The organism is Paraburkholderia sp. J63 (assembly GCF_905220245.1).
Lineage (GTDB): Bacteria > Pseudomonadota > Gammaproteobacteria > Burkholderiales > Burkholderiaceae > Paraburkholderia.
Genome location: NZ_CAJMZF010000061.1, coordinates 1 through 24,746 on the forward strand (window position 1 = coordinate 1; position 24,746 = coordinate 24,746).

Annotated in this window: 25 protein-coding genes; 3 read left to right on the top strand and 22 right to left on the bottom strand. The window is 65.1% G+C overall.

What is annotated here, in order from left to right; translation table 11 throughout:
- Window positions 1-50 precede the first annotated feature (50 nt).
- The 6 genes from benB to U5775_RS35705 all read right to left on the bottom strand — a co-directional run bounded on the left by benB (window position 51) and on the right by U5775_RS35705 (window position 6,282).
- Window positions 51-539, bottom strand: coding sequence for a benzoate 1,2-dioxygenase small subunit (benB, locus tag U5775_RS35680; RefSeq protein ID WP_322062840.1), 489 nt, complete (start codon window positions 537-539; stop codon window positions 51-53).
- Complete coding sequence (locus U5775_RS35685; protein ID WP_322062841.1) at window positions 536-1,894, bottom strand: Rieske 2Fe-2S domain-containing protein; 1,359 nt, start codon at window positions 1,892-1,894, stop codon at window positions 536-538. Before U5775_RS35685 ends, benB begins: the two co-directional genes overlap by 4 nt.
- A 117-nt stretch (window positions 1,895-2,011) precedes the next feature.
- Window positions 2,012-2,947: a catechol 1,2-dioxygenase gene (gene catA / locus U5775_RS35690; protein ID WP_322062842.1), complete on the bottom strand. Its 936-nt coding sequence runs from the start codon at window positions 2,945-2,947 to the stop codon at window positions 2,012-2,014.
- A 91-nt stretch (window positions 2,948-3,038) separates the two neighbouring features.
- Entirely contained in the window at window positions 3,039-3,329 is a 291-nt protein-coding gene (catC, locus tag U5775_RS35695; protein WP_322062843.1) for a muconolactone Delta-isomerase, read from the bottom strand.
- A 27-nt stretch (window positions 3,330-3,356) separates the two neighbouring features.
- Complete coding sequence (locus tag U5775_RS35700; RefSeq protein WP_322062844.1) at window positions 3,357-4,493, bottom strand: muconate/chloromuconate family cycloisomerase; 1,137 nt, start codon at window positions 4,491-4,493, stop codon at window positions 3,357-3,359.
- A gap of 388 nt (window positions 4,494-4,881) precedes the next feature.
- Window positions 4,882-6,282: a PLP-dependent aminotransferase family protein gene (locus tag U5775_RS35705; RefSeq protein ID WP_322062845.1), complete on the bottom strand. Its 1,401-nt coding sequence runs from the start codon at window positions 6,280-6,282 to the stop codon at window positions 4,882-4,884.
- A gap of 113 nt (window positions 6,283-6,395) precedes the next feature.
- Here U5775_RS35705 and U5775_RS35710 point away from each other — a divergent pair, with 113 nt between their 5' ends.
- The 3 genes from U5775_RS35710 to U5775_RS35720 all read left to right on the top strand — a co-directional run bounded on the left by U5775_RS35710 (window position 6,396) and on the right by U5775_RS35720 (window position 7,855).
- Window positions 6,396-6,851, top strand: coding sequence for a carboxymuconolactone decarboxylase family protein (locus U5775_RS35710; RefSeq protein WP_322062846.1), 456 nt, complete (start codon window positions 6,396-6,398; stop codon window positions 6,849-6,851).
- Window positions 6,852-6,955: 104 nt separating this feature from the next.
- Entirely contained in the window at window positions 6,956-7,342 is a 387-nt protein-coding gene (locus U5775_RS35715) for a hypothetical protein (RefSeq protein ID WP_322062847.1), read from the top strand.
- 3 nt (window positions 7,343-7,345) lie between these two features.
- On the top strand, window positions 7,346-7,855 hold the full coding sequence (locus U5775_RS35720) for a hypothetical protein (protein WP_322062848.1): 510 nt from the start codon (window positions 7,346-7,348) through the stop codon (window positions 7,853-7,855).
- A 60-nt stretch (window positions 7,856-7,915) separates the two neighbouring features.
- Here the strand turns inward: U5775_RS35720 and U5775_RS35725 are convergent, their stop codons facing one another.
- The 16 genes from U5775_RS35725 to tssJ form a co-directional block, all read right to left on the bottom strand.
- Window positions 7,916-8,254, bottom strand: a complete 339-nt coding sequence (locus tag U5775_RS35725) for a Rieske (2Fe-2S) protein (RefSeq protein WP_322062849.1) — start codon at window positions 8,252-8,254, stop codon at window positions 7,916-7,918.
- 3 nt (window positions 8,255-8,257) lie between these two features.
- Window positions 8,258-8,569 (bottom strand): YciI family protein, encoded by a 312-nt coding sequence (locus U5775_RS35730; RefSeq protein WP_322062850.1) that lies wholly within the window; start codon window positions 8,567-8,569, stop codon window positions 8,258-8,260.
- Between the two features lie 42 nt (window positions 8,570-8,611).
- Window positions 8,612-9,679 carry a maleylacetate reductase gene (locus U5775_RS35735; RefSeq protein WP_322062851.1) on the bottom strand — a complete coding sequence of 356 codons (1,068 nt, stop codon included), beginning with the start codon at window positions 9,677-9,679 and terminating at the stop codon, window positions 8,612-8,614.
- Window positions 9,680-9,686: 7 nt separating this feature from the next.
- The gene (locus tag U5775_RS35740) at window positions 9,687-11,153 is read right to left on the bottom strand and encodes an aldehyde dehydrogenase family protein (protein ID WP_322062852.1); all 1,467 of its coding nucleotides are present in this window, start codon (window positions 11,151-11,153) and stop codon (window positions 9,687-9,689) included.
- 62 nt (window positions 11,154-11,215) lie between these two features.
- A complete protein-coding gene (locus tag U5775_RS35745; RefSeq protein WP_322062853.1) occupies window positions 11,216-12,235 on the bottom strand; it encodes a hydroxyquinol 1,2-dioxygenase in 1,020 nt (339 codons plus the stop codon).
- Between the two features lie 39 nt (window positions 12,236-12,274).
- The gene (locus U5775_RS35750) at window positions 12,275-12,769 is read right to left on the bottom strand and encodes a hydroxyquinol 1,2-dioxygenase (RefSeq protein ID WP_322062854.1); all 495 of its coding nucleotides are present in this window, start codon (window positions 12,767-12,769) and stop codon (window positions 12,275-12,277) included.
- Between the two features lie 140 nt (window positions 12,770-12,909).
- A complete protein-coding gene (locus tag U5775_RS35755; RefSeq protein WP_322062855.1) occupies window positions 12,910-13,839 on the bottom strand; it encodes a LysR family transcriptional regulator in 930 nt (309 codons plus the stop codon).
- A 117-nt stretch (window positions 13,840-13,956) separates the two neighbouring features.
- Window positions 13,957-15,258: an MFS transporter gene (locus U5775_RS35760; protein ID WP_322062856.1), complete on the bottom strand. Its 1,302-nt coding sequence runs from the start codon at window positions 15,256-15,258 to the stop codon at window positions 13,957-13,959.
- A 207-nt stretch (window positions 15,259-15,465) separates the two neighbouring features.
- The gene (locus U5775_RS35765) at window positions 15,466-16,458 is read right to left on the bottom strand and encodes a lysylphosphatidylglycerol synthase domain-containing protein (protein WP_322062857.1); all 993 of its coding nucleotides are present in this window, start codon (window positions 16,456-16,458) and stop codon (window positions 15,466-15,468) included.
- Between the two features lie 82 nt (window positions 16,459-16,540).
- Window positions 16,541-17,677, bottom strand: a complete 1,137-nt coding sequence (gene hpnI / locus U5775_RS35770; RefSeq protein WP_322062871.1) for a bacteriohopanetetrol glucosamine biosynthesis glycosyltransferase HpnI — start codon at window positions 17,675-17,677, stop codon at window positions 16,541-16,543.
- 499 nt (window positions 17,678-18,176) lie between these two features.
- Window positions 18,177-19,103 (bottom strand): LysR family transcriptional regulator, encoded by a 927-nt coding sequence (locus U5775_RS35775; RefSeq protein ID WP_322062858.1) that lies wholly within the window; start codon window positions 19,101-19,103, stop codon window positions 18,177-18,179.
- Window positions 19,104-19,205: 102 nt separating this feature from the next.
- Window positions 19,206-20,585, bottom strand: coding sequence for a nucleobase:cation symporter-2 family protein (locus tag U5775_RS35780; protein WP_322062859.1), 1,380 nt, complete (start codon window positions 20,583-20,585; stop codon window positions 19,206-19,208).
- Window positions 20,586-20,627: 42 nt separating this feature from the next.
- On the bottom strand, window positions 20,628-21,287 hold the full coding sequence (locus U5775_RS35785) for a glutathione S-transferase family protein (RefSeq protein WP_322062860.1): 660 nt from the start codon (window positions 21,285-21,287) through the stop codon (window positions 20,628-20,630).
- A gap of 10 nt (window positions 21,288-21,297) precedes the next feature.
- The gene (locus tag U5775_RS35790) at window positions 21,298-23,037 is read right to left on the bottom strand and encodes a Rieske 2Fe-2S domain-containing protein (protein ID WP_322062861.1); all 1,740 of its coding nucleotides are present in this window, start codon (window positions 23,035-23,037) and stop codon (window positions 21,298-21,300) included.
- 13 nt (window positions 23,038-23,050) lie between these two features.
- A complete protein-coding gene (locus U5775_RS35795; protein ID WP_322062862.1) occupies window positions 23,051-23,947 on the bottom strand; it encodes an aromatic ring-hydroxylating dioxygenase subunit alpha in 897 nt (298 codons plus the stop codon).
- Between the two features lie 261 nt (window positions 23,948-24,208).
- On the bottom strand, window positions 24,209-24,742 hold the full coding sequence (gene tssJ, locus U5775_RS35800) for a type VI secretion system lipoprotein TssJ (RefSeq protein ID WP_322062863.1): 534 nt from the start codon (window positions 24,740-24,742) through the stop codon (window positions 24,209-24,211).
- Window positions 24,743-24,746: the final 4 nt, after the last annotated feature.

Genomic DNA, 24,746 nt, shown 5'->3' on the forward strand with positions numbered 1-24,746 from the left:
AACCTCCTTTACTGCCTCTGATACTTTTTTGGCTTTTGGGCCGCTTGACGTCAAACGTGATAGACGTCGAGCACCTGCCGGATATAGTCGTTCTTGAGCACGATCTTCTTGCAGGCAATCAGCCACTCGTCGCCCACTTTTCGCAGCGTCACGAACATCGTGCCGAAATACTGGTCGTTCACCCGGTAACGGTGGCTCAGCGTGTTGAAGTTGTAGCGCACGTCCACTTCGTTCTCACGCTCGGCCAGCACTTCCACGTTCGTGACGTTGTGGCTCGTGCGCGGCTCGGGCGTCGACGCGCCGCTGCGCTCGGTCTTGATGCGGAATACGCGATCCTCGAGGCCGCCCTTGTCCGGGTAGTACATCAACGAGATCTGGCTTTCGTGGTCGTCGGTCAACTGGTCGTCGTCGTCCCATGCCGGCATCCAGTACGTGACGTCGTCGGCGTAGCAGGCGAGCCATTCGTCCCACTGGCGGTCGTCAAGCAGGCGCGCTTCGCGGTAAAGCGTGGCGCAGATCGTCCGGTAATCGAAGCTCATGCCGGTACTCCTTCCTGTTCCTTTTTCAGCGCGTCACGCATCGTGCGCACCCAGTATTCGTGCTGGCACACGAACAGCCCTTCGTCTTCGCTGCGCTCGCCCGAAATGAGCGGCTTCAGCCCCATCTTCTTCGCGTTCTCGTCCGCGCCTTCGACCCAGAGCGGCGCGCCACGCGAGAGGTCGTTCCACATCGCCGTGATGCCGGCATAGCCGTTCTGGCAAGCACGGAACTCTTCGAGATCGTCGGCGGTGCCCATGCCCGAGACGTTGAAGAAGTCTTCGTACTGGCGGATGCGCGTCGCGCGATCGGTGGCGCTCTCGCCCTTCGGCGCGAAGCAGAAGATGGACACTTCGGTTTTGTCCACGCTGATGGGCCGCACGACGCGAATCTGCGTGCTGAACTGGTCCATCAGGAACACGTTCGGATAGAGGCAGAGGTTGCGCGTCTGGTTGACGATGAAGTCCGCCTTCACCTCGCCCACGCGCGCACGGATTTCATCGCGCTGACGATAAACGGGCCGCACTTCGGGGTTCATCGTCTGGGTCCACAGCAGGATGTGGCCGTGGTCGAAGCCGTAGACGCCGGCCACCGACTTGCTCCAGCTATTCGCATCGACGGCCTGCGTGCCGTCTTCCTTGCGGCGCCCCATCGTGGCGGCGTAGTTCCAGTGCACGGTGCTGACGTGGTAGCCGTCGCAGCCGTTCTCCATCTGCATCTTCCAGTTGCCTTCGTAGACATACGAGGAATTGCCGCGCAGCACTTCGATGCCCTCGGGCGCCTGGTCCACGATCTGGTCGATGATCACGCGCGCTTCGCCGAGGTAATCTTCGAGCGGCGCGACGTCGGCATTGAGGCTGCCGAACAGGAAGCCGCGATAGTTCTCGAACCGTGCGACTTTCTTCAGGTCATGCGAGCCGTGCGTGTTGAACTGCACCGGATATTCGGTGGTCTTCTCGTCCTTCACCTTGAGCAGCTTGCCCGTGTTCGAAAACGTCCAGCCGTGGAACGGGCACGTGAAGCTGCCCTTGTTGCCGTGCTTGCGCCGGCACAGCATTGCACCTTTGTGCGCACAGGCATTGATGACCGCGTTCAGCGCGCCGGTCTTGTCGCGCGTGATGACCACGGGCTGACGGCCGATCCACGTGGTGTAGTAATCGTTGTTCTGCGGCACCTGGCTCTCGTGCGCGAGGTACACCCAGTTGCTCTCGAAGATGTGCTTCATCTCCAGTTCGAACAGTTCGGGATGGGTGAAGATGTCGCGGCGGCAGCGGAATACTCCGGACTCCTTGTCATCCTGTACCGCGGTGGCAAGCAGGTGATCCAGTTCGTGGGCGTGGTCGTTAATGGCGGACATGTTTCCTCTCCGTAGACGCGAGCTGGCCCCTGCACAGGATTCGCGCATCGGTATCGATGTTGCTCGCGGGGTCCCGCCGTAGCGGGACGTGGCGGACGTTGCGGGTGTGGCGTGAACTTACGCCGTGGCGGCAGCGCGCGGACGATTGACGATCTGGTTGTCCTTGCCCTGCACCAGCGTGGTCAGGGCGAAGTTGAACTCGATGTCCTTGTACGCATCGGCCTTGAGGCCCAGCGCCGTGCCGCCGGTCTTTTCGACGACGTGAGGAATCAGCTCCTCGCGCGTGGCGTAGGCGAAGTCGTCCCAGATCAGCGGATCGCCTTCGATGTTGAACTGCGTCGTGAGCTTGCGGTGGCTGTCGCTGGTGACGAAGAAGTGCACGTGCGCCGGGCGGTTGCCGTGACGGCCAATCTCGTTCAGGAGCTGCTGGGTCGCGCCCTGCGGAGGGCAACCATAGCCCACCGGCATCAGCGTGTGGAATTCGTATTTGCCGTCGGCGCCGGTCTTCACCGCGCCGCGCAGGTTGAAGTCGCTTTGCGCGCCCGTCGGGTCGAAGTGCGAATAAAAGCCCTTCGAATTGGCGTGCCAGCATTCCACCACGGCACCCGCCACCGGCTTGCCATCGGGGCCCGTCACGGTGCCGTGAATGACGAGCGGACCGGCTTGCGCGTCGGGATTGAGGTCGATCTTCGAGACGCCGTCGCGCAGCGGCGCGCCGGCCACATAGAGCGGACCTTCGATGGTGCGCGGCGTGCCGCCTTCGATGCCGGCGGCCTTGTCCGCGGCGTCCATGCGGATGTCGAGGTACTTCTCCAGCCCAAGACCCGCCGCGAGCAGCGCGGCTTCGCCATCCTTGCCGAGCTTGTTCAGATAGTTGATGCCGGCCCACACTTCATCGGGCGTGATGTCGAGATCGTCGATGGCCTTGAACAGATCGCCGAGCAGACGATTGAGCACCAGCTTGAAGCGGGCATTGCCGCTCGCGCCGTCGATATGGGTGGCTGCTTTCAGCAGGGCCTGGACTTCCTGGGTGTCGAATACCTTCGCGCTCATGGTCAAGTCTCCACTTCGTTATTTGCGGGGAAAATTCTTCCGGGGCGTGGCCGCCCTCAGCTACAACGTGCTATCGGGTTTCAGCGGGTTTTCAGGCCTCGCCGTCATGGATCGACGACGGGTGACGGCACAGCGGCGTCACCTCGATCTTCATGTACGGAAACAGCGGCAACGCGGTGAGAATGTCGTGCAGCTCCGCGTTGCTTTCCACGTCGAAAATGCTGTAGTTCGCGTACTCGCCCACGAGACGCCAGATATGACGCCACTTGCCGCTGCGCTGCAGCTCCTGCGAATAAGCCTTCTCGCGCGCCTTGATTTCGTTGGCGACCTCGACGGGCAGGTCGGCCGGGATGTTCACATCCATGCGTACGTGGAATAGCATCGTCTACGTCCTTCGAATCGGTTTGAATTAACGGGTGACTTTCATCAGCCCATCGCGCGTGAAGCGCTTGACCTTCGCTTCGTCCAGCTCGATGCCGAGGCCGGGACCCTCGGGCACGGTCAGCTCGAAATCGCTGTAGTCGAGCGGCCGGGTCAGGATCTCTTCGGTAATGAGTAGGGGTCCAAACAATTCGGTTCCCCACTGGAGATTGGCAAAGCTCGCGAACAGGTGCGCGGAGGCAATCGTGCTGAATGCGCCTTCGAGCATCGTGCCGCCATAGAGCTCGATACCGGCCGCGTCGGCAATCGCCGCCACGCGTTGCGCGGCGAACAGGCCGCCGCTTTGCTCGATCTTGATCGCAAACACGTCGGCGCCGTGGTTCCTTGCAATCTCGAACGCGCTTTCGGGGCCTTGCAGGACCTCGTCGGCCATCAGCGCGATCGGGAAGCGGCGCATCAGCCGCGCCAGCGCCGCCGCCGAAGCCACGGGCTGCTCGACCAGTTCGCAGCCCGCCTCGGCCAGCGCCGGAACCGCCCACGCGGCCTGCGTTTCACTCCACGCCATATTGACGTCGACGCGCACCGCCGCGCGATCGCCCACCGCCTTCTTGATCTCGGCAACGTGGCGGATATCGGTCTTGAGATCCTTCGCGCCGATCTTCAGCTTGAAGATCTTGTGACGGCGCACGTCGAGCATCTGCGCAGCTTCGTCGATATCCTTCGCGGTGTCGCCCGAGGCCAGCGTCCACGCCACCGGCAGCCGGTCGCGACGGCGGCCGCCGAGCAGCTCGCTCACCGGCACGCCGAGGCGCTTGCCGTGCGCGTCGAGCAGCGCGGTTTCCAGCGCGCACTTCGAAAAGTGATTGACCTTCACGAGCTTGCCGAGATGTGCCATCAGCGCCTGGATGCGCGTGGCGTCCTTGCCGATCATCGCGGGGGCAAGGTAGGCATCGATCGCGAGCTTCATCGCTTCGGGACTTTCCGGGCCGTAGGCCATGCCGGCAATCGTGGTGCCCTCGCCGATACCGACCACGCCGTCGCTGCAATACACCTTCACCAGCATCAGGGTCTGGCCGTACATCGTCGCGACAGAGAGTTTGTGCGGGCGAATGGTGGGCAGATCGATGAGGCAGGTTTCGATACGTTCGATCGTCGCTGGAGTCATGGCGGAGGCTGCGGGTGTGGAGTTCATGGACGGATTTATACGCGCCGGCCAATTGAAGCGTCCAATACTTTCAGGCTCCCGTTTCCATACTCTGCAGGTATATTCTCGCCGTGAAATCCTTTTACACCGAGCTCAATCATACCCATCAAGACTGATACCAGCGCATGCAAGGCACGCCAGGCGTGGCTCCCGGAGGACGCGGCTTATGCCTGAGGAATGCCCGAGGCGCGGCTCGAAGCTCTCGATCCACGAACGAAATAATCGCGTGAAATCGGCGTAACCCAGGGTTTTCCTTAGCGGTTCACGCCAGGATCAAGCGCAGAAATGCGTCGGCGAGACAAGGGAAGCCGCTCGCGTGCTCATCGAGATATTCCTGCGAGCCCGGCGCTCACCCGTAGCGCCGTATCACTTCCTGCAACCGCTCGCAGTTTCTCGCCAGGTTCCGCTCCGGCGCGGTCGCAATACCGAGCAACAACCCCGAGCGTGCACCGGCCGGAGACAGATACCAGGGCGACAACGGTGCGGGGCCCAACCCGAACGCCAGCGATTCCCTGAAGACGGTGACGTCCGGCGCGCCATCGGGCAGGCGCACGAGCACGGCCAGACCGGCGCACTTGGTCTCGAAGCCAAGCGCATCGAGGCATTTGAGCAAGCCGTCACGCTGTGCCGAATAAAGACGCTTCAGGCGGCGCAGATGGCGCATATAGTGGCCCTCGCGCATGAACTGAGCCGTTGCGAGCTGCACGGAAGGCCACGGCGCGGGCGCGAGACAGGCCGCGACTTCCGCGAACCGGGACGCGAGCGGCAAAGGCGCGACGACGAACCCGAGGCGCAGCGCCGGGCTGATCGTTTTGCTAAACGAACCAATATGGATGACGCGCTGACCGAGCGATGCGAGCGCGGGCGCGGCGCGCGCGGACAATTGCAGCTCACTTAGATAGTCATCCTCAATGATCCAGGCGCCCTGCTTCTCCGCCCAGCCGAGCAGTTGCAGCCGTCTTGCCAGCGAGAGCGTCGAGCCTAGCGGCGCCTGCTGCCCGGGCGTCACGAGAGCCAGCGCCGCATCCGGCGCATGCCGCAAGCCGTAATCGACGTCGATGCCGTCCGCGTCCACGGGAACCGGCACGAGCGCCAGCCTCGCGAGCTCCAGACCGTGCCGTGTGAACGGAAACCCGGGATCTTCGAACCAGGCCTTCTGCCCATCGAGGCCCAGCACGCGCAGCGCGAGGCCGAGGCCGCCGCTGAACCCGCTCGTGACGATGATCTGCGCGGGCGAGCAGGCCATGCCGCGCGCAATCGCCAGATACGCGGCGATTTCCCGGCGCAATTCCAGCTCGCCCCGAGGATCGGGATAGCCCACGAAGGCGCTCGACTCCGCGCGCAGCGCGAACGAGCGCACCTTGGTGAAAAGCCTCGCGGGTAGCGTCTCCTGCGCGGGCACGCCCATCTGGAAGATGGCCGGGCCCGAAGTGAGCTGCTGGTACATCTCCATGAACGAGCCCGGATCGCTGTGCTCCTGAGCTTCGGGCCGCGCGGGCGGCCGGTCCGCCACGCGCGTTCCGGCCGCCCGCGAAGCGACGATCAACTGCGCGTCGGAGAGCCGGTCGTAGGCGAGGCGTACCGTGCCCCGCGCGACGCCCAGTTGCGCGGCGAGGTCGAGCCATGAGGGCAAACGAGCGCCGGGCGCCAGCACCCCGCCCTCGATGGCGGCGCTGATGGCCGTGCGGATCTGTTCGGCGAGCGGCGTCTTCGCGGAGCGGTCGAGTTCGATTTTCAGCGGCTGGGGCATCCGCTCATGGTACATAAAGAATGTTCGTTTCTGGTGCTTTCTTGTGGCCCAGCGCGCGGTCACAATCCTCCCTGTCGCAAAGCCCAACCCCATCCGCAAAACAGGAGCAACACGTGAGCAAACGTCTCGACTACAACCAGATCGCCCCCGCGGGCGCCAAATCCCTCGGCGGTGTCTACGGCTATGTGATGCAAAGCGGGCTCGCGCCCGTGCTCGTCGATCTGGTCTATCTGCGCGTCTCTCAGATCAACAACTGCGCCTATTGCCTCGACATGCACACGCGCGACCTGCTGAAAAATGGCGTGAAAGTGGAAAAGCTGGCGCTGGTGCAGGCATGGCGCGAAGGCGGCCCGCTGTTCAATGCGCGCGAGCGTGCCGCGCTGGCATGGGCCGAGTCGGTCACGCTCGTCGCGCAGACCGGCGTGCCCGACGCGGCCTATGAGGAAGCGCGTGCGGTGTTCGAGGAACGCGAGCTTGTCGATCTCACCATCGCCATTGGGCTGATGAATACGTATAACCGTATGGCGATCAGTTTCCGGAGTACGCCGCAGGCGGTGGTGGAGGCATAAGGTCTCGGCAGTCCGAAAACCGGCATCGCCTTTGACGAAGAGCAGACCGTGCCTCCCGTGCTGCCGATTATCCTATTCGCCCGATCAAACACGGAGAATTCAGGATGTCAGGCTCGCACACCCACGCTCATCGCCCTGTGAAACGACGCAAGCAAGGCTGGACGGAAAAGCCGGCTAACGTCGTACCGTTCCACGTGCAAAGTGCATTGCGTGACGCCATGCGCGCAGAGAATGTCTCCGAGTCGGACTTCCACGACCTGCTCTGGATCATGGCGCAGGAATCGGCCGGCGTCGTCAATGCCCAAAACGGGACCTCCACGGCGCGCGGTCTGTTCCAGTTACTGGCGGCGCAGTACAGCCTGAACCCGCGCGGCGCCGCTTCGTTCGGCAATGCGCAGGAAGAATGCCAGGGCGGCATCCGCTATATTTATGGTCGCTATCATTCGGCGCATGCCGCGAAAGTGTTCTGGCAAAGTCACCACTGGTATTGATCGATGCGCATCCCCATTCCTCTCGTTGCCGCGCTTGTTGCTGGCGTGCTTGCCAACTCCGCTTACGCGCAGCATGTGCCGACATTCGACGATTGCAGCGTCACGATTGAGCACAAGCGCGCCACGCCACGCGTGAAGTTCAGCGACGCCGTCGAACGGCAGTATCAAACCGTCATCCGCGATGCGGCCAAGGGGCCGATCGATTTCGCCGGGCATTACATTCTGGCGACATGGGGCTGCGGTTCCGGCTGTGTCATGGCGGCGGCGATCGACGCGAAAACCGGTCGCGTGACTTCGCTACCGTTCACGGTATCCGACTGGCCCCTCGAAGTCACCGAGCCGCTTTCGTACCACGCCAATAGCTGCCTGCTCGTGGTGAGGGGCAGCCGCAATGAAAGCGCCGGGCACGGGACGTATTACTACACGTTCGACGGCAAGGCGTTCCAGTTGCGTGCGTCTGAAATCGAAACGAAGCACCAGGCGCGCGACGAGGCCCGAAAAAGCGCCCAGTAAGGGCTATTTCAGCATCGGGCGCAGTAAAAGCAAGTCTTCCCGCGACGAGCGACCTGCCCCTCACCCCACCACCCACCCCGCGGCATCGATCCCGACGCTAACCCCGTCGAGCGCCGCCCCCGCGCACGGGCCTTCGATGCAATGGCCGTCCTCGAAGCGGAACAGCGCGCTGTGATGCGCGCACATCAGCACCTGGGCGCGGTAGCAGGAAATCAGCCCCGGCTCGAAATCGAGCGGCACGGAGAAATGCGGGCAGCGGTTGGCATACGCCCACACGCGCTCGCCGCGCCGTACGATCACGACGGGCTTGCCCGCGGGGCCCTCGTCGACGACGCGCGCGCCGCCGTCCGGCACCTCTGTAACGCGGCACAAGCGGCGGCCCAGGCGCAATGCGCTCATCGCTCAGATCCTCCGCTCGGGGTTGCCGAGGCTCCAGTCCCATGGACGGACCTCGACCCGCTCGAACAGTCCCGCCTGCATGTACGGGTCGTGGCTCATGAACGACATCACGTCGTCGATGCCCTCGGCCTCGATCACGAGCAGCGTGCCGTTCATCGCGTCGCATTGCGGCGCGAGCGTGGAGCCGCCGAGGCGCACGAACACGCCGTGCTGCGCGGCGTTGCGCAGCCAGCTTCGATGCACGGGGCGAATGCGCTCGCGCAGCGTGCGCATGCCGGGCTTGTCGGTGGCAAAGATCGCAAAATAGCGCGCCATGGTTTGGACTCCCAATCTTGTGCTTTACGAGGGCGTCGCCGTTCAGGCCGGCGCCGCGCCCTGCCACGCCCGTTGCAGCAACGCGCGAATGGCCTCGCGCTCGACGGGGCGCGGATTGGCATACGGGTTCTGGCACGCGAGATCGGCGGCCTCGTCGAGCCCCTGCTCCGGCATGCCGATTTCGGCGAGCGCCACGGGAATATCGAGCGCGCGATTGAGCGCGAACAGCAACGCGCCCGCCTCGGACGCCGCGCTGCCACCGAGCGCGCGCGCCACGCGCGTGAGCGCCTCGGGCGCCGCCGTGTGGTTGTAGTGAGCCGTGTGCGGGAGCATGGCCGCGTGGGTCTGCGCGTGCGGCAGATTGAAGGTGCCGCCCAGCGTATGGCACAACTTGTGGTGCAGCGCCATGCCCACCGCGCCCAGGCACGTGCCCGCGAGCCATGCGCCGTACAGCGCGCGGCCGCGCATCGCCGCATCGTCAGGTCTGCGAACGATGATGGGAAGTGCCTCGCCGAGTGCGCGAATCGATTCCTCGGCCATCAGGCTGATGACCGGGTTCGCGTCCTCGGCATAGAGCGCTTCCACCGCGTGCGCCATGGCGTTGATGCCCGATGCCGCCGAGATCGCCGCCGGCAGCGAGAGCGTGAGCGACGGGTCGTAGATCACGGTGCGCGGCAGCACGCGCAGATCGCGCCCGGTGCGCTTCAAACGGCCTTCGGTGAGGCCGTAGATCGGCGTCATCTCGGAGCCCGCGTAGGTCGTGGGCACGGCGACGATGGGCAGCGATGATTCGAGCGCGATGGCCTTGCCGAGCCCGATGGTCGAGCCGCCGCCCACGGCCACGCAGCAGTCCGCGTCGAGCGCCGCCGCCGCGTCGCGTGCGGCGCGCGCCACTTCCACGGGCACGTGCATCACGGCCTGCGCGTGCACGCCCGCCGCGCGCGCGCCCAGCACCTGCGCGACCTGGTCTGCGAGCGCGCGCTGCTCGGGCGTCGAGAGGATCAGCGTGCGGCGCGCGCCCAACCGCTCGACTTCCTCGGGCAGCGTGGCGAGCGCGCCCCACGCGAACACCACGCGCGAAGGCGTTCCCTGATAGACGAACGGTTTCATGCGGGCCTCAGCGCTTGAAATGCGGCGGCACGTTGCCGTCGACGTTGACCCAGACCGAGCGCGCTTCGGTGTAATCGTGCATCGCCTCGAAGCCCATCTCGCGGCCATAGCCCGACTGTCCCACGCCGCCGAACGGGCTGCCCGGATTCACACGCTTGTAGCAGTTGATCCAGCACATGCCGGCATGGATCTGCGCGGCCATCCGGTGCGCGCGCGAGAGATCGCGCGTCCACAGGCCGCTGCCGAGGCCATAGGCCGTGCCGTTGGCGATGGCGAGCGCCTCTTCGTCGTTGCGAAACCGCAGCACCGTCACGAACGGGCCGAACACTTCCTCCTGCGCGACGCGGTCGTTGGGCGTCGCCGCTTCGACCACGGTGGGCCGCACGTAATAGCCGTTCGCGAGCGCCGCATCTTGCGGGCCTGTACCGCCCGCGAGCACGCGCCCGCCTTCTCCGCGCGCCACGTCGACGAAGGCCAGCACGCGCTCCTGGTGCTGCTTCGAAGTGAGCGGCCCCATCTCCGTGTCGGGATCGAGCGGATTGCCCACGCGTATGGACGTTGCGAGCGCAATGAAACGTTCGAGGAATGCATCGGCGATGCGCTCGTGCAGGATCAGGCGCGAGCCCGCAATGCACGCCTGCCCCTGGTTGTGGAAGATCGCCCAGGCCGCGCCGTTGATGGCGGCGTCGAGATCGGCGTCTTCGAATACGATGTTCGCGCCCTTGCCGCCCAGTTCGAGCTGCACGCGCTTGAGATTGCCCTGCGAGGCCTCGACGATGCGCCGCCCCGTCGCCGTCGAGCCTGTGAACGCGATCTTGCCCACGCCCGGATGCTCGGCGAGCCGCTGCCCCGCCGTGTGCCCATAGCCCGCGACGACGTTCACGACGCCCGCGGGAAAGCCCACCTCGGCCATCAGCTCGACGATGCGCAGCGTGGAAAGCGGCGTGATCTCGGAAGGCTTGAGCACGACCGTGTTGCCGGCCGCTAGCGCCGGGCCCATCTTCCAGCTCGTGAACATGAGCGGAAAATTCCACGGCACGATCTGCCCCACCACGCCGATGGGCGCGCGCTGCACGTAGTTGAGAAAGCCCGTTTCGACAGGAATCACCGAGCCTTGCAGCTTGTCGGCCATGCCGCCGAAGTAGCGGAAGCAGCCGGCCGTACGCGGCACGTCGAGCGCGCGCGAGTCGCGGATCGGATGGCCCGTGTCGAGCGATTCGAGTTGCGCGAGCTCCTCGGCGTTCGCCTCGATGGCATCGGCGAGACGCAGCAGCAGGCGCCCGCGCTCGGCGGCGGGCATGGCCGCCCACTTCGGAAACGCACGGGCCGCGCCGTCCACGGCGAGATCGACATCGGCGGCCGTGGCCGCGGCAATCTTCGCGATCAGCGAGCCGTCGTGCGGATTGAGCACGTCGATCGTGCCGCCTTCGACGGCATCGGTGAAGCGGCCGTCGATGAAGAGTTGGGTATTCATTAGCAATCCTTGATTAATGCGGGCGAGCGACGCACGCAATCGTGCGCTCGAGATTCGACCATTCAGAATTCGACCGGATAGGGCTTGAGCTCGCCGCTCTCGTAGCGCTTGGGCAGATTCGGCGTGGCGTTCTCCCACACCAGCAGCATCGAGCGCTTGGTCGAATAGCCTTGATGGCGAATATCGGCCGGCATCGCGCAGATGTCGCCCGCGCGCATCGTGATGCGGGCGCGCGGCGCGCCCGTGTTCTTGTCGCCGATGTCCCAGACGATTTCGTCGGAGAGCTGCAGGAACCATTCGACGCGGTCGTTGCCGTGAAAGACCGGCAGGATGAATTCCTCGGTGGTCGGGCAGAACAGGCTCTGGCCGCAGACCGATGTCACCGAGGGATTCCACGTGACGTCCGAGCGCGACAGGTACTTGAACAGATTGAACGCATGGAGCTCGCCCTCGAAGCCGGGCTCGCAGTGCACTTCGGGCTCGTCCTGGACCACGTCGGCGAATGCGCGGTTCACGGGCAGATCGTCGCGCAGCGGCGAATCGCCTTCGAGGCCCGGCATGCGGCGCGTTGCGATACGCGTGCGCTCGATCGCGGCGCCGTTCTCGCCGTGCTTGCGGCCATAGGCACTGCCCGTTTCCGCGGGCGCCGCAAACGGGTCGAAGCCTTCATTGGTCCAGTCGTGCAGGATGGCCTTGAAGGTCGCCATGATCGTGGGCGTTTCGAACGTCTCCATATAATCGACGCCCGCTTCCTTCATGATGCCGTTGAAGCACCCCGCGTACACGTCGACCTTGCCGTAGTGATTGCGCGTGCCGAACACGTGGTCGAAGTTGACCCAGCCGTAGAAGAAGCCCCAGGCAACGTCGCGCATCATCGCGCGCAGGAAGGCGTCGGCGGGAATCGCGTGGGTGCGCATCTGGCCTTTCGCGGGCCAGTTGATCTTGACGAAGTATTCGTCGCGCTGGAATTCGAATGCGCCGAGCGTGAAGCGGCGATAGCCGGTCACGGTGTCGGGTTCGCTGGCCTTGACCGCGTCGGCGGCGAAGCCGGCCGTGTGAAGGGTGTCGTCGAGGGATGCCATGATGTCTTGTCTCCTGTTCAGTGATCTGTTCTGCGCGCGTCAATGCAGGCAGATGTCGGCCCACTTCTGCACGGAGAGCTCGCCTACCATCGTCTGCACGAGCGCCACGCCGGGCTTCGGTGCGCTGAAGCGGTACGCGCAGCCCGCGGGCAGCAGCGCCTGATGACCGCGGCGCAGCACGACATGGCCCATCGCACGGCCTTGCGGATGCTCGCCGGCCGATACGGTGCCCGTGCCGTTCTTCGGCGGATTGTCGAGCTTGATGAAGTCGATGCGGACTTCGCCATCCATCAGGATCACGAACTCATCGTGCGCACAGGCGAACCATGCCGATTGCCCTTCGGTGCGCAGCACCTCGATCACGTATTCGAGGTTCTTGCCGGCCACGACCTTTTCATAAGGTGCCGACTTCGAAGCGACTTCGAATACGTTGGAAAAGACGTAGTGGCTGGCACTGCCGCTCGTGATTTCGATCTCGCCCTTGCGGTAGCCATCGAGCGAGCCGAAGACGGTTTGAAATGACGTCTCGGTCATTGCTGTCTCCTTGAGTTGAATCCGTTGATCGGAACACGTTGTCGTTGGATTCAACTTTAGGAGGCCAATGGGGTGGCAACAACCGGCCCCGAGGCGATTACCGTATTCGCGCTTCGCGAATAATCGGCGTGCAGGCGCGGCTAGCTCACCCAGCCGCGCTCGATGAGCGGCAGGTCCCATGCGGGCTCGGGGCCCAGCCAGTCGGCGAGAAATTCGACGAGCGCCTTCACCTTCAGCGCCTGTCGCTGCGTTGCGGGATAGACGGCCGCGAAGCTCAGCGGCGAGAGCACGTAGTCGGTCAGGATCGGCACGAGCGAGCCGTCGAGCAGCGCCGCGCTCGCGACGAGCGTGGGCAGGCACACGACGCCGCCGCCCGTGAGCGCGTAGTCGCGCAGCAGATGGACCGAATTCGAGCGGATCATGCCGGGCAGCTCCATCTCGACCACCTCGTCGCCATTCCTCATCACCCAGCGGTTACGTGAGGGATAACCCGAATAAAGCGCCGTGGTGTGCTGCAATAGCTCGCGGGGATGCTGCGGTGCGCCATGCTCGCGCAAATAGCCGGGCGCCGCGCAAAACAGGCGCCGCACGGTGAAAAGCCGGCGCTCGATCAGCGAATCGGAGATGGGGGGAAAGATCTGGAAAGCGACGTCGAAGCCCTCTTCGATCGGATCGACCACGCGGTCGTTGACGATCACATCGAGCTGGATGCCGGGATAGCGCCGGTTGAATTCGGCGAGCGGCGTGGCGAAGTGGCTCAACGCGTAGCCGGGCAGGATCTGGATGCGCAGGCGGCCCGTGGGCGTCGCGCGCAGTTCGCGCATCTGGTCGGTCAGTTCGTTCACGCGCCCCACGACTTCAGCGCACTCGCGATAGAAGGTCTCGCCCACTTCGGAGAGCCGCACGTGGCGCGTGCTGCGGTGAAAGAGCGGCGCGTTGACGAACTTCTCGAGCTGCTGGATGCGGTTCGTGATGACCGAACTCGTCACGCCCAATTGCCGCGCGGCCTCGGCGAAACTGCTCGTCTCGGCCACGCGGACAAATGCCTCGATACTCAAAAAACGGTCCATGCTGCTCCCTTTTCCACCGGTGTCCCACCTGTGCCGCTCGTCAGTGTCAGTGCGCAGTGTATACGCGATGTACGCGAGCGGGCAGGCGTGGTGGCGCGCGGGACGCGCGCTACGGGTTCACTCGGGCTGACCAGTCGCCGAGAATTCGACCGTGTCGCTCGCCCGGCGGCGCAGCTTCGCGGGCGCGGTTTCCGTGAGCAGCAGGCTCACGCCGATGCCGAGCACGACCGCGCAGATCGGCAGCCACAGGATGTTCTGAATGCCGAAGCGCGTGGCGACGAAGCCGGCGAGCGCGGGCGCCACGCCGCCGCCGAAGATCTCGCCCGCACCCACGACGATGCCGATTGCCGTGGACACCATGCCCACCGGCGCGGCTTCGGTCGCGACCGGGCCCGAGAGCAGCGAGACGAGGCCGAGCGTGAAGAACGAGGCAACGAACAGGACTACGAACAATTCGACGGGCTGCGCGCCGAGTCCGCGAAAGAGGTACAGCATCACGGCCGTGCCCGCGAAGCCGACGACGCTGGCCACGCGCCGGCCCAGCAAGTCGGAGAGGCCCGGCAGCCCGAACTGCCCGACGAAGCCGCCGAAGCCGATCGCGGAGACCACGATGCCCATGTGCTGCGTATCGAGCGAGAGATAGTCGGTGAGGTACAGCGGCAGCATCGCGCCCAGCACGAACACACCGGTCATCGCGCAGAACAGCGCCACCATCGCCACGGGAATGTTGCGGCTCTTGAATACGGCGCGCCAGTTGCCGCGCTCATGAGATGCGTGCGGTGCGTGAGCCGTCACGGGCGCGGCATCGGGCGCTTGCTGCGTTTGCGGCGTTTGCTGTGAACGCGGCTCGCGAATCACGCGGAACATCAGGAGACCCAGGATCAGCCCTGGAACCGACACGAGCGCGAAGACCCAGCGCCACGACACGAAGCTCAGCAACTGTGTGGCGATGATCGGCGAAAGCGCGAGGCCGAACAGCGCGAAGCCGCTTTGCTGGAGCCCGAGGTTGAAGCCGCGGCGCTTGGGATGCGAGGCGTCGGCGGTGGCGGCGAAGCTAGTCGGGCAGAACGAGCCCTCGGCCACGCCCATCAGCGCGCGCACGGCCAGCAGGCTCATGAGGCCGCCCGCGAGCCCGGAAAAACCGGACAGCAGCGAGAACGCGAGGATGGCCGGAATCAGCACCTTGCGGCGCCCGATCTTGTCGGAAATGCCGCCCATGAGCGCCGCGAAGATCCCCCACGACAGGCCCAGGATGCCGATGCAGTTGCCGACGTCCTGTGCCGTCAAATGAAGGTCTTTCATGATGGACGGAAAAAGCGGCGCGATCAGCCAGCGGTCGAGCCCGACCAGCCCGAAGCCGAGCGCCAGCAGCACCACGGCCTTCCATTCGTAGGCCACGTCCCAATCGTTCGATTTCATCTCTGTCTCCTGTCGATGGGACCGCGTGCGAGGCACGGGGTCCATCAAGCTCCAGACGGCTCCATCGGCCGCCGGTGAGGCAAAGATAGGCGCAACCGCAATGTGCAGGTATGGGGCGCGGGGCGAATGCGCCATTCGCGAAACGCGAATAATTGCGGGAAAACCCGGAGAAGGCGAGCGCCGGAAAACGATCGCAAAACGGCTAGATCAACGCGCGCTTTCGGCGCGGCGCCGCGACGGCAGCACGTATTCGGCCGCCTGCCATGCGAGCAGGCCCGGCACGTAGAACAGCAGATCGCGCACGCGCCGCGCGCCGGCGAGCGCCAGACACGTGGGCGCGTCGAATCCGAGCAGGCCGCCGATCAGCACGAAGCCGCCCTCCTGCACGCCCAGGCCGCCCGGAACCAGAAAGGCAGCGCTACTGACGAGTTGAATCAGCGCCTCGATCACGAATGCCTGCATGAAGGTCGCCTGCGTGCCGAGCACGCGCAGCGCGCACCAGATCTCCAGCGCATAGCCCAGGCATTGCAGCGTCTGCCAGATGAGCAGATAGCGCAAAACCACGCCCTTCTGCCGCCAGATCAGCTTGACCGATTGATCGACGCGCGCGGACTTGCCCACCAGATCGACCACCTTGCCGCTCGTGACCCGGTCGATGACGTGCGCCGCGCGCTCGAACGGCCGCGCGTGCTGAACCAGCGCGAACAGCACCAGCACCGGCGCGAGCGCGGCAATGCCCCAGACGAAGCGCGCGGCAATGCGCGCAGCATCGGAGTCCGAATGACCGAGCACGTAGCCCGCGGCGATCAACGCAAAGACGAGCTGGCTGATCAGCGTGAGCTGCATGTCGGCGACGAGACTCGCGACCGCCATCGCCGGACGCACGCCGGCACGCCCGAGCAGCCGGAACGAAACGATTTCCCCGCCGATGCGCGCGACGGGCAGCAGGCCGTTGATGGACTCGCGAATCCACACGAGCCGGAGCATGGCCGGGAACGACGGGCGCTGCGCCGGGCGGATCAGGGTGCGCCAGTCCCAGGCGTTCGCGCACATCGGCAGGATGTGCAGCAAGGCCGCCAGCACGAGGCCCATGCCCGCGCCCTGCAAGAGTTGCAGCACGGCCGCGGGATGCTCGCGCCATACGAGCCACACGGCGAGCACGAGACCGCACAACGCAGCGATACGTCCCAAGTGTTTCATCTGCGCGTGCCCGGATTCCGATGCGCTTGCGATTTTGCGTATCTATTCATCGACCATCATCTACGAGGAAGCCCACTGCTTTTCATTTTTCGTGAACGGGGGACAGCATTCCGTTGGCGTCGACGCGAAAGCGCGTCCCGCGCCACACTACGCCCGACGAGCAAAAACTCGCGACATAGATGGCGAACTGCACGGCGTCCCAGATCGGCAGGAACAGCAGTCCGCAGCCCTTTTGTCCGGTCGCGCGATCGGTCCTCCAGACCAGCAGCGCGCGGGCGACCAGCGCGATGCCGGCCAGCGCCCATGCAACCGGCACGCCGCCCGAGAGCGCCACCGCGAGCAGCGCGAGCGGCAACGGATGCATGAGCACCGCGCCCAGATGCCCCGAGCGGTCCGCCGCGCGAATGGTGCGGCTCCAGCGCAGCTCATGCGCGAAGAGCTTGGAGAACGTATTCTCCACACAAGCGTGCTGGACCACAATGGGCGGAATGGCGACGGTGGCGCCCGCGCGCCGCACGGCCTCGCCCAGCGCATGATCTTCGGCGAGGTGATGCGCGAACTGGGTGAGGCCGCCGATGTGCGCGAGCGTATCGCGCGTCATCGCGATGGCCTGGCCGAAACACGGCCGGGCGCGCCCGAGCGCGAGCCCCGTGACGACGCCCGGCAGAAAATGATAGTTGGTCAGCGCCGCGGCAAGGCGGGGCCAGAAGCCGGGCGCACAGAGGCCGCGATAAACCGTCGTCACGAGTCCCACGCCCGGCTGCTGCAGCGTCCCCACCACCTGGCGAAGGAAGCCCGGCTCGACGCGCACATCGCTATCGGCGAAGCACAGCACTTCGTGCTCGGCCTTTTCGAGCATGTTCACGAGGTTCGCGATCTTGCGGTTGGGCCCATAGAGGCGCGCATCGGCCACCACGGTGACGTGCGCGTCGGGATAGCGCGCGCGCAATGTTTCGACGACGGCGAGCGCGGCGTCGCGCGCATCGTGAACGCCAAACAGATACTGCACCGGCGCCGGATAATCCTGCTCGAAGAAACTCGCGAGATGCGCTTCGAGCTGCCATTCGTCGCCATGGAGCGGCTTGACGATGGTGACGGCGGGAAAGTGCTCGGGCGCCGCTACGCCGCGCGCGAAGAAGCGGCCGATCAGCCGGCATGCGAAGGAGATATAGATAATGCCGAGAATCGCGCACAGGCCGCAGAAGCCCGCGGCGACCATGGCGAATAGATGCGCAATAGTCAGGAGTGCCACATGCCCAGGCGCCATCGTCAGCGACGCGATGTCGATCGTAGCCGGAGTCGCTACCATGACGCCGCCCGTTCGCCCCGGCGTACGGGGGTCGCGAAAGCGGCTCGCCGCGGATCGATCGCTGATGAAATCATCGCCAGGCACACTCCGGTGCGTTTTGCGGGGAGAGGCAAGACTGCGAAAACATTACATGCCCCCTTCGAATGCCAATCGGGTTCGCGCGCTTGCAAGCATTTGCGCAGACTTGCCGCCCAATCCGAAGGCACAGGCACCGTATAAGGTCGGCGTAACGAGCGTACCAGCGTTTTCTGACGAAAAGATTAATCGCCGCTCCGGAATTACACCGAACTGCGCGAGTTTCATGCCTGGGTTTGTGCCTGATTTCGCGGCGTACTTGAATATCCGGAAATCGACTTCACTCGCTTAAGGTTCTGCTAAGCATCACTGTGCTAAGCGCAACGCCCACACCTCAATCGGCGGCCATCGGTTGCTGTGTCAGTTGCTCCGCCGCAGCGGCAATCTCTCCGCGCAACCATCTATGCGCGCCCGACGTATGCCGGCGCGCGTGCCATACCGCCGATACCGTGAACGGCGCCATGTCCACGGGCGGCTCGAGCACCTGCAGCGGCAGGTTGCCGACGATGCGCCGCGCGGTCAGCTCGGCGATCATGCCGATCATGTCCGATTGCGACACCAGCCAATGCGCGAGCATGAAATGCGGCACCGTCACGGCCGTGCTCACGCGAATGCCGAGATGCTCGTAGAACGCGTCCACGGCTTCCTTGACCGCGCCGTAATGGCCGCTCACGCGAATGTGCCGCCCGGCCTTGAACTGCTCGGCGGACAGACGCCCCTGAATATGCGGATGCCCCACGCGCACGATCGACTTGAGCCGGTCGGTAAAGAGCTTGCGCACGTAGTAGTTCGACGGCGCGGCGTCCTGATTCCAGAGGATCAAATCGAGCGCGCCTTCGCGCAGCGCGGCGAGATCGTCGTCGGGTTCGAGCGGCTTCACGTTGAGCGCGATGTCGGGCGCCGCCACGCTCAGGCGCTCCATGAGCACGGGCAGCAGCAGAAAGCCGATGTAGTCGGTGGTGGCGATCTCGAAGGTGCCCGCAAACGCGGCGGGATCGAACGCGTCGTCGGGCTCGATCAGCGCGTCCATCGCGGCCAGCGCGCGCTGCAGCGGCCCGGCCAGTTCCAGCGCGCGCGGCGTGGGTGCGATACTGCGCCCAGCCGTGACGAAGAGCGGATCGCGAAACAGGTCGCGCAAACGGTTGAGCGTATGGCTCACGGCCGATTGCGTCATATTGAGTTGCCGCGCCGTGCGCGTGACGTTGCACTCCCTGAGCAGCGTCGCGAATAGCTGCAGCGATTTCAGGTCGACGTTATGCAATCCCCCTCCTTTCGATGAGCGCGCGAGCGTGCGGCGCGCGCGGGGAGGATCGCATGCCGGCGCGGGTTTGCCTATTCGGCCCAACCCGCGCCGGCGCGTGCTTCAAGGATTCGTCTGCGCGCTTTCTATGGACGCGAACGAGGGTTTTTCGGCCTTCGAGCCCTTGAGCAAATTGAAGAACAGGTTCAGCAAGACCGCCGTCACGGCCGCGAGCAGGATGCTGCTGTGAAGCAGCGGCGCGAACTGCTGCGGAAAGCGGTTGAAGAACTCGGGATTGACCACGGGCAGCAGACCCACGCTCACGCTGATCGCCACGATATAGGCGTTGAAGCGGTTATCGGTGAAGTCGACCTGGGCGAGAATGCGCACCCCGCAGGCCGCGATCATGCCGAACATGATGAGGCCCGCGCCGCCCAGCACGCAGGAGGGCACCGAGGCCACGAGCGCCGACATCTTCGGCACGAGCCCCATCACCATGAGCAGCACGGCGCCCACCGCGCAGACCCAGCGGCTGCGCACGCCGGTAATGCTCACGAGGCCGATGTTCTCCGCATACGAGGTGTAGGGAAAGATATTGAACAGCGCGCCGAGCAGTGTGCCGGCAGCATCGGCGCGAAAGCCGTTGGCCATCTGCTTCGTGCCCACGGGCTTGCCGGTCATCTCGCCCACGGCGACGAACATGCCGGTCGCCTCGATGAAGGTCACGAGCATCACGATCGACATCGCCACGCTCGACCACAGGTCGAACTTCGGCGCGCCGAAATGAAACGGCACCACCATACCGAACCACGCGGCCCGATGCACGGCGGAGAAGTCGATCGTGCCCGTGAACGCCGTGAGTCCCATGCCGAAGACGATGCCGAGCAGCACCGCGATATTGCGCACGAAGCCGTTGAAATACTTCGTCACCGCGAGAATGAACGCGAGCACGAGAAACGACATGCCGATCAGATGCGGGCTGCCGTAGTCGGGATTGCCGATGCCGCCCGCGACCCAGCTCGCGCTCACGCCCATCAGGCACAGCCCCACCACGAGGATCTCGGTGCCGATCACCACGGGCGGGAAAAAGCGCAGGAGCCTCGCCATCAACGGCGCGGCCAGGAGGCCGAAGATGCCGGAGCAGATCATCGAGCCGAAGATGCCCGGCAAGCCCAGCGCGGGATTCGAGGCAATCGCGATCATCGGCCCGACGCTCGTGAACGTCACGCCCATCATGATGGGCAGACGAATGCCGAAGTTCTTGAAACCCACCGACTGAATCAGCGTCACGAGCCCCGAGACGAACAGGTCAACGCTGATTAAATAGGTAACCTGATCTTTGGGCAGCTTGAGCGCCATGCCGATGATGAGCGGCACGGCGATCGCGCCCGTGTACATCACCATCACGTGCTGCATGCCGAGCAGCGCGAGGCGTCCCGAGGGCAGGACTTCGTCGACGGGTTCCCGCGAATCCGCGGGCAGATAGCGCTTCGATTGAGCCATGTAATCCTCTCGACTGTGTACGTTCTTTGGAATGAAGTGAAATCAGGATGACTGATTATCTGGATGCGGAGCCGCTCCCGGAAAGATCCCAGCCATCACGACGAAGCCCGGCAGCGCCTTGACCCGGTCGCCCCAGCGGCGAATGGCCGGATAGTCGAGCAGCGAGATGCCGCCCTCCTCGGCGAGCATCGCGTAAGGGAAGCAGGCGATGTCGGCGATGCTCGGATGCGCGCCGGAGCAGATCCAGCCCGCGCCTTCCCGCTCGGCGAACCAGAGCCGTTCGTCGAGCACGCGAAAGAGCGCATGCGCGCCGCTGCGGGCCGCGTCGGCGTCGAGGTCGTAGCCGAACACCTCGGCGAGACGCGCGGCCGATGCGGTGCCGGTCAGGCCGTCCGCGAACGCCAGCCACATGTTGACCTCGGAGAGCCGGCGCGGGTCGTCGGCCGGATACCAGCGGCGGCTTGCGTCGTAGCGCGCGGCCAGATAGCTCAGGATGGCCTGGGCGTCGCGCAGCACGAAGCCGTCGTCGTCGAGCACGGGCAACTGGCCCAGCGGATTGAGCGCGAGAAAGGCGTCCTGCTTGTGTGCCTTGCCCGGATGGAATTCGACCTCCACGCGTTCGTACGGCAATTGCAGGAGGTTCATCATCAAGCGCAGCTTGTAGCAGTTGCCCGAGAGCTCGTAATCGTAGAGCGTAATCACGGTCGCTTCCTTAGAGATCGAGGACCAGCAAGTCGGAACGGCTACGCGAGACGCATGCGAGCAGGCAGTCGCCACGCGCTTTTTCGTCGCCGGAGAGGTAGACATCGCGATGATCGGGCTCGCCCTGTGCGACGCCCACGCGGCACGTGCCGCACACGCCCTGCTCGCACGAGGTGGGCACGGCCACGCCGCGCGCCGCGACGGCATCGGCAAGGCTCACGCCCGCAGGCACGACGAACTCCTCTGCGCTGCGTTGCAGGCGCACGCGAAACGGCTGCTCCCCGGCGTGCGAGACCTCGTTGGCGAACAGCTCGAAGTGAACGTGCGAATCGGCAAAGCCCATCGCGCGCGCGTTCTCGCACACCCGGTCGATGAGCGGACGCGGGCCGCACACGTAGACATGCGCGCCAGCCATGGCGTCTTGCAGTGCCTCGCGCACGGCGGCTTCGGTGCGGGCGGCGTCCAGGCCTGCGTACAACTGCATGTGCGAGAGTTCGGCCAGGCGGCTCGCGAACGCCATGTGCTCGCGGCTGCGCACGAAGTCATGCAACCGATACGGCACGCCGGCATGCTGCAATGCGCTGGCCATCGCGAGAATCGGCGTGATGCCGATGCCGCCCGCGATCAGCACTGCGGGCGCGCCCGCCACGAGACGGAAATGCGCCTTGGGCGGCGAGACGAGGATCCGGGCGCCCACCTCCAGCGCATCGTGCAGCGAGCGCGAGCCACCGCGCGACGCGCTTTCGCGTTTCACGCCGATCACGAAGCGGTCGCGCTCGCCCGGCGCGTTGACGAGCGAGTATTGGCGTACGCAGCCGGCCGGCGTCTGCACGTCGATGTGCGCGCCGGGCTCGATGGGCAGCGACGCGATTTCAGGCGCAGTCAGCTCGAACGCGACGATGTCCTGCGCGATGAGTTCGCGCCGCGCCACCGTCGCGTTTAGCCAGCGCTTTGGGGCGTCTGCCGGGTTTGGGTGCATCGAGATCGGAATGATACGTTGCGTGCGCAACGATTTCGTTTCAGGCTCGCTCCGCTCCACCGTGCGACGCAACGCGCTCAACAGACGGTTGTGAAAGCGCGGCAGATCGATATCCCTGGCTGCATTGCAAGCCGCGTTGCCATGCACAATCGTTCGCGCGGCGCTGGCCGCCTGCAGCCAGAATCGAACTGAATGCGCGCCATCGGCGCTTTGCCAGGCAATGTCGAAACAATCGCCATGCCGGTGCGCGCAAACGCTCGCGGGCATCGCTTCGTCATCGGCCAAAGCGTATGCAGAGAGCGCCGCCGCCACCGCCTCGAGCGGCGCGTTGAACGGCAGACTGCGCAACATCACGCCCGTATCGCCGCGCTCATTGGCGAACGCGTCGGCACCCATGTCGCCCGCCGTCGCGCCGAGGTTGACCCACAGGCCATCGTCGTTCTCCGCGACGGCGAACGTGCGCGCGCACAGGCTCGCCGGAGGCTGCCCCTGCAGCGCAGCGGGAATGCGCGTGCAGCGCCCGTCCCCGCCGCGGTATTGCCAGCCGTGGTATTGGCAGCGCAGGGTCTCACCGGTGTTGGTGCCCAACGTAAAGCGCACGCTGCGATGGGGGCAGCGGTTTTCCCATGCGTTGACGGAGCCGTCGTCGGCACGCCAGAGCGCGAGCTCCACGCCGTGCAACTGGGTATGAAAGACGTGCCGCAACGGCACGTCGGTGGCGTGGCCCACCATGTGCCAGCCGCGCGGCAGCGAGGTTGTCGTTTGATCCATGATCGAGGCTCACTCAATGCGCTGCGGGTGACGATGCGGATGTGCCAGATGCCGTGCCGGGCGCGGCGACCGTGCTGAACGTGCCGTAAATAACGCCACGTTCGCGCAGCCAGCGCCGGTAGGCGACCGACATCGCGTCGGCGCGCGTGGGCACTTCGAACGAGGGATCGAGCGGCAGCGTGCGCGGCACGTGATTGGACAGGATCATCAGGTCCTGCCCGAAGATGGTCTGCTGGAACAGCCTCAGGCCGCGGTCCGAGGTGGTCTCGTCGAGATAGACCAGCACCGTGTGCGCAACGCAGCGCCACGCGTCGACGGGCTGCACGAACAGGCAAATGACGTCGCGCCGCGCAGGCTGCTGCGGACTGGTCTTGTAGAGCATGGCCGTGAACGGACGCGCGACGCGGTACACGTAATGGGCGTCGATGCCCGTTTGCGCCGATGCCGCGCTCATCGGCTGATAAAAGCGGCAGTCGCGCGCAAAGAGCTCACCGCCTTCGTGCTCGACGCGATACGGCGCGACCTCGGTGTGCGGCTCCTCGCCGAGCAGGCCCGTATGCACATAAGGGAAGTGCGCCATGTCGAGAAAATTCTCGATCACGCGCAGCCCGGACGCATGCACCGCGAACGAGCCGGCGCCCAGAATGCGCCGGTCGGGCTCGTCGAATTCGGGCAGTGCGAAGGTGTCGGCGGGCGGATCGCCGAGCGAGAGCCACACGGTATGGAGCCGCTGTTGCGCGCGGCAAGGGCGCCCTGTGTCCGTGCGCGTTGCCCGCACGGCGCCCGTGCCGTCGCTCAGATACTCGACCGGCACGCCGAGCACGCGCGTGGCATACGTCACGCCCGGCTTCAGGTCCTCTATCACCGCTACCGGATACCACTCGTCCAGTACGGACGATTCAATGGCCATCTGTTGTTCTCCCATCGAGGTCGCGCGTTCGATGCGCGGTGGGAGAACGGTAGTGGCTTCAAAAAGTCGCAGCCAACGCTATTCGTTCATGCGAGGTATGAGGGATTTCGATGGGTCCGGATTGGCCGGACGATCGGAAGCGGGCGGCCTGCCGCACGCCCGCTATTGCACCAGCGTCACGGGCGTATGCTGACCGGCGAGCTGGCCGCGCTGCATCTTTTCGCTATCTGGCATCGGGCGCGAATCCTCTTCGAAGTGACGTCACCGTGCAGCCGTGCTCTGGGATGCGCTGTCCGGCGCGACGAGTAGCTGGTCGACGAGGCTGAGTTTCAATGGCTTGTCCGCGTCGAGCTTCTTCTTCGCGATCACGTATTTCCAGCCATCGCCGCTACCGGGATTCCGGTAGAACGCCACGATGGCGACGTACTGCGTGTCGGCCTTCATCGGCTGCGACAGGCTGGCTGATGCACCGGGGTTCAGCACGGTGGCCATGCTGTCTTGCAGGTCCTGAGCCAGGACCGTGCGGTCGTTTTTCACGAGGTCCGCGTACGACGCCCCGTCAAAGACCTTCCGGTCCCTGAGCTGATAGACGCGCACGGCGACCGACGTCGCGCGGCCGGCGTCATCCGGGTTCAGGGCATCACGCGCCGACAGGTCGACATTGAGCACCAAGACCCGCTTGTAGAAGACCGCGTGACAGGCATTCGACGTCGTGTCGGAGACGGCCTGCCACGCGCCGCAGGCCGACAGCAGCAAGGCGGAGACAACAGTGGCGATGGCGAGGCGGACTGGCATTATG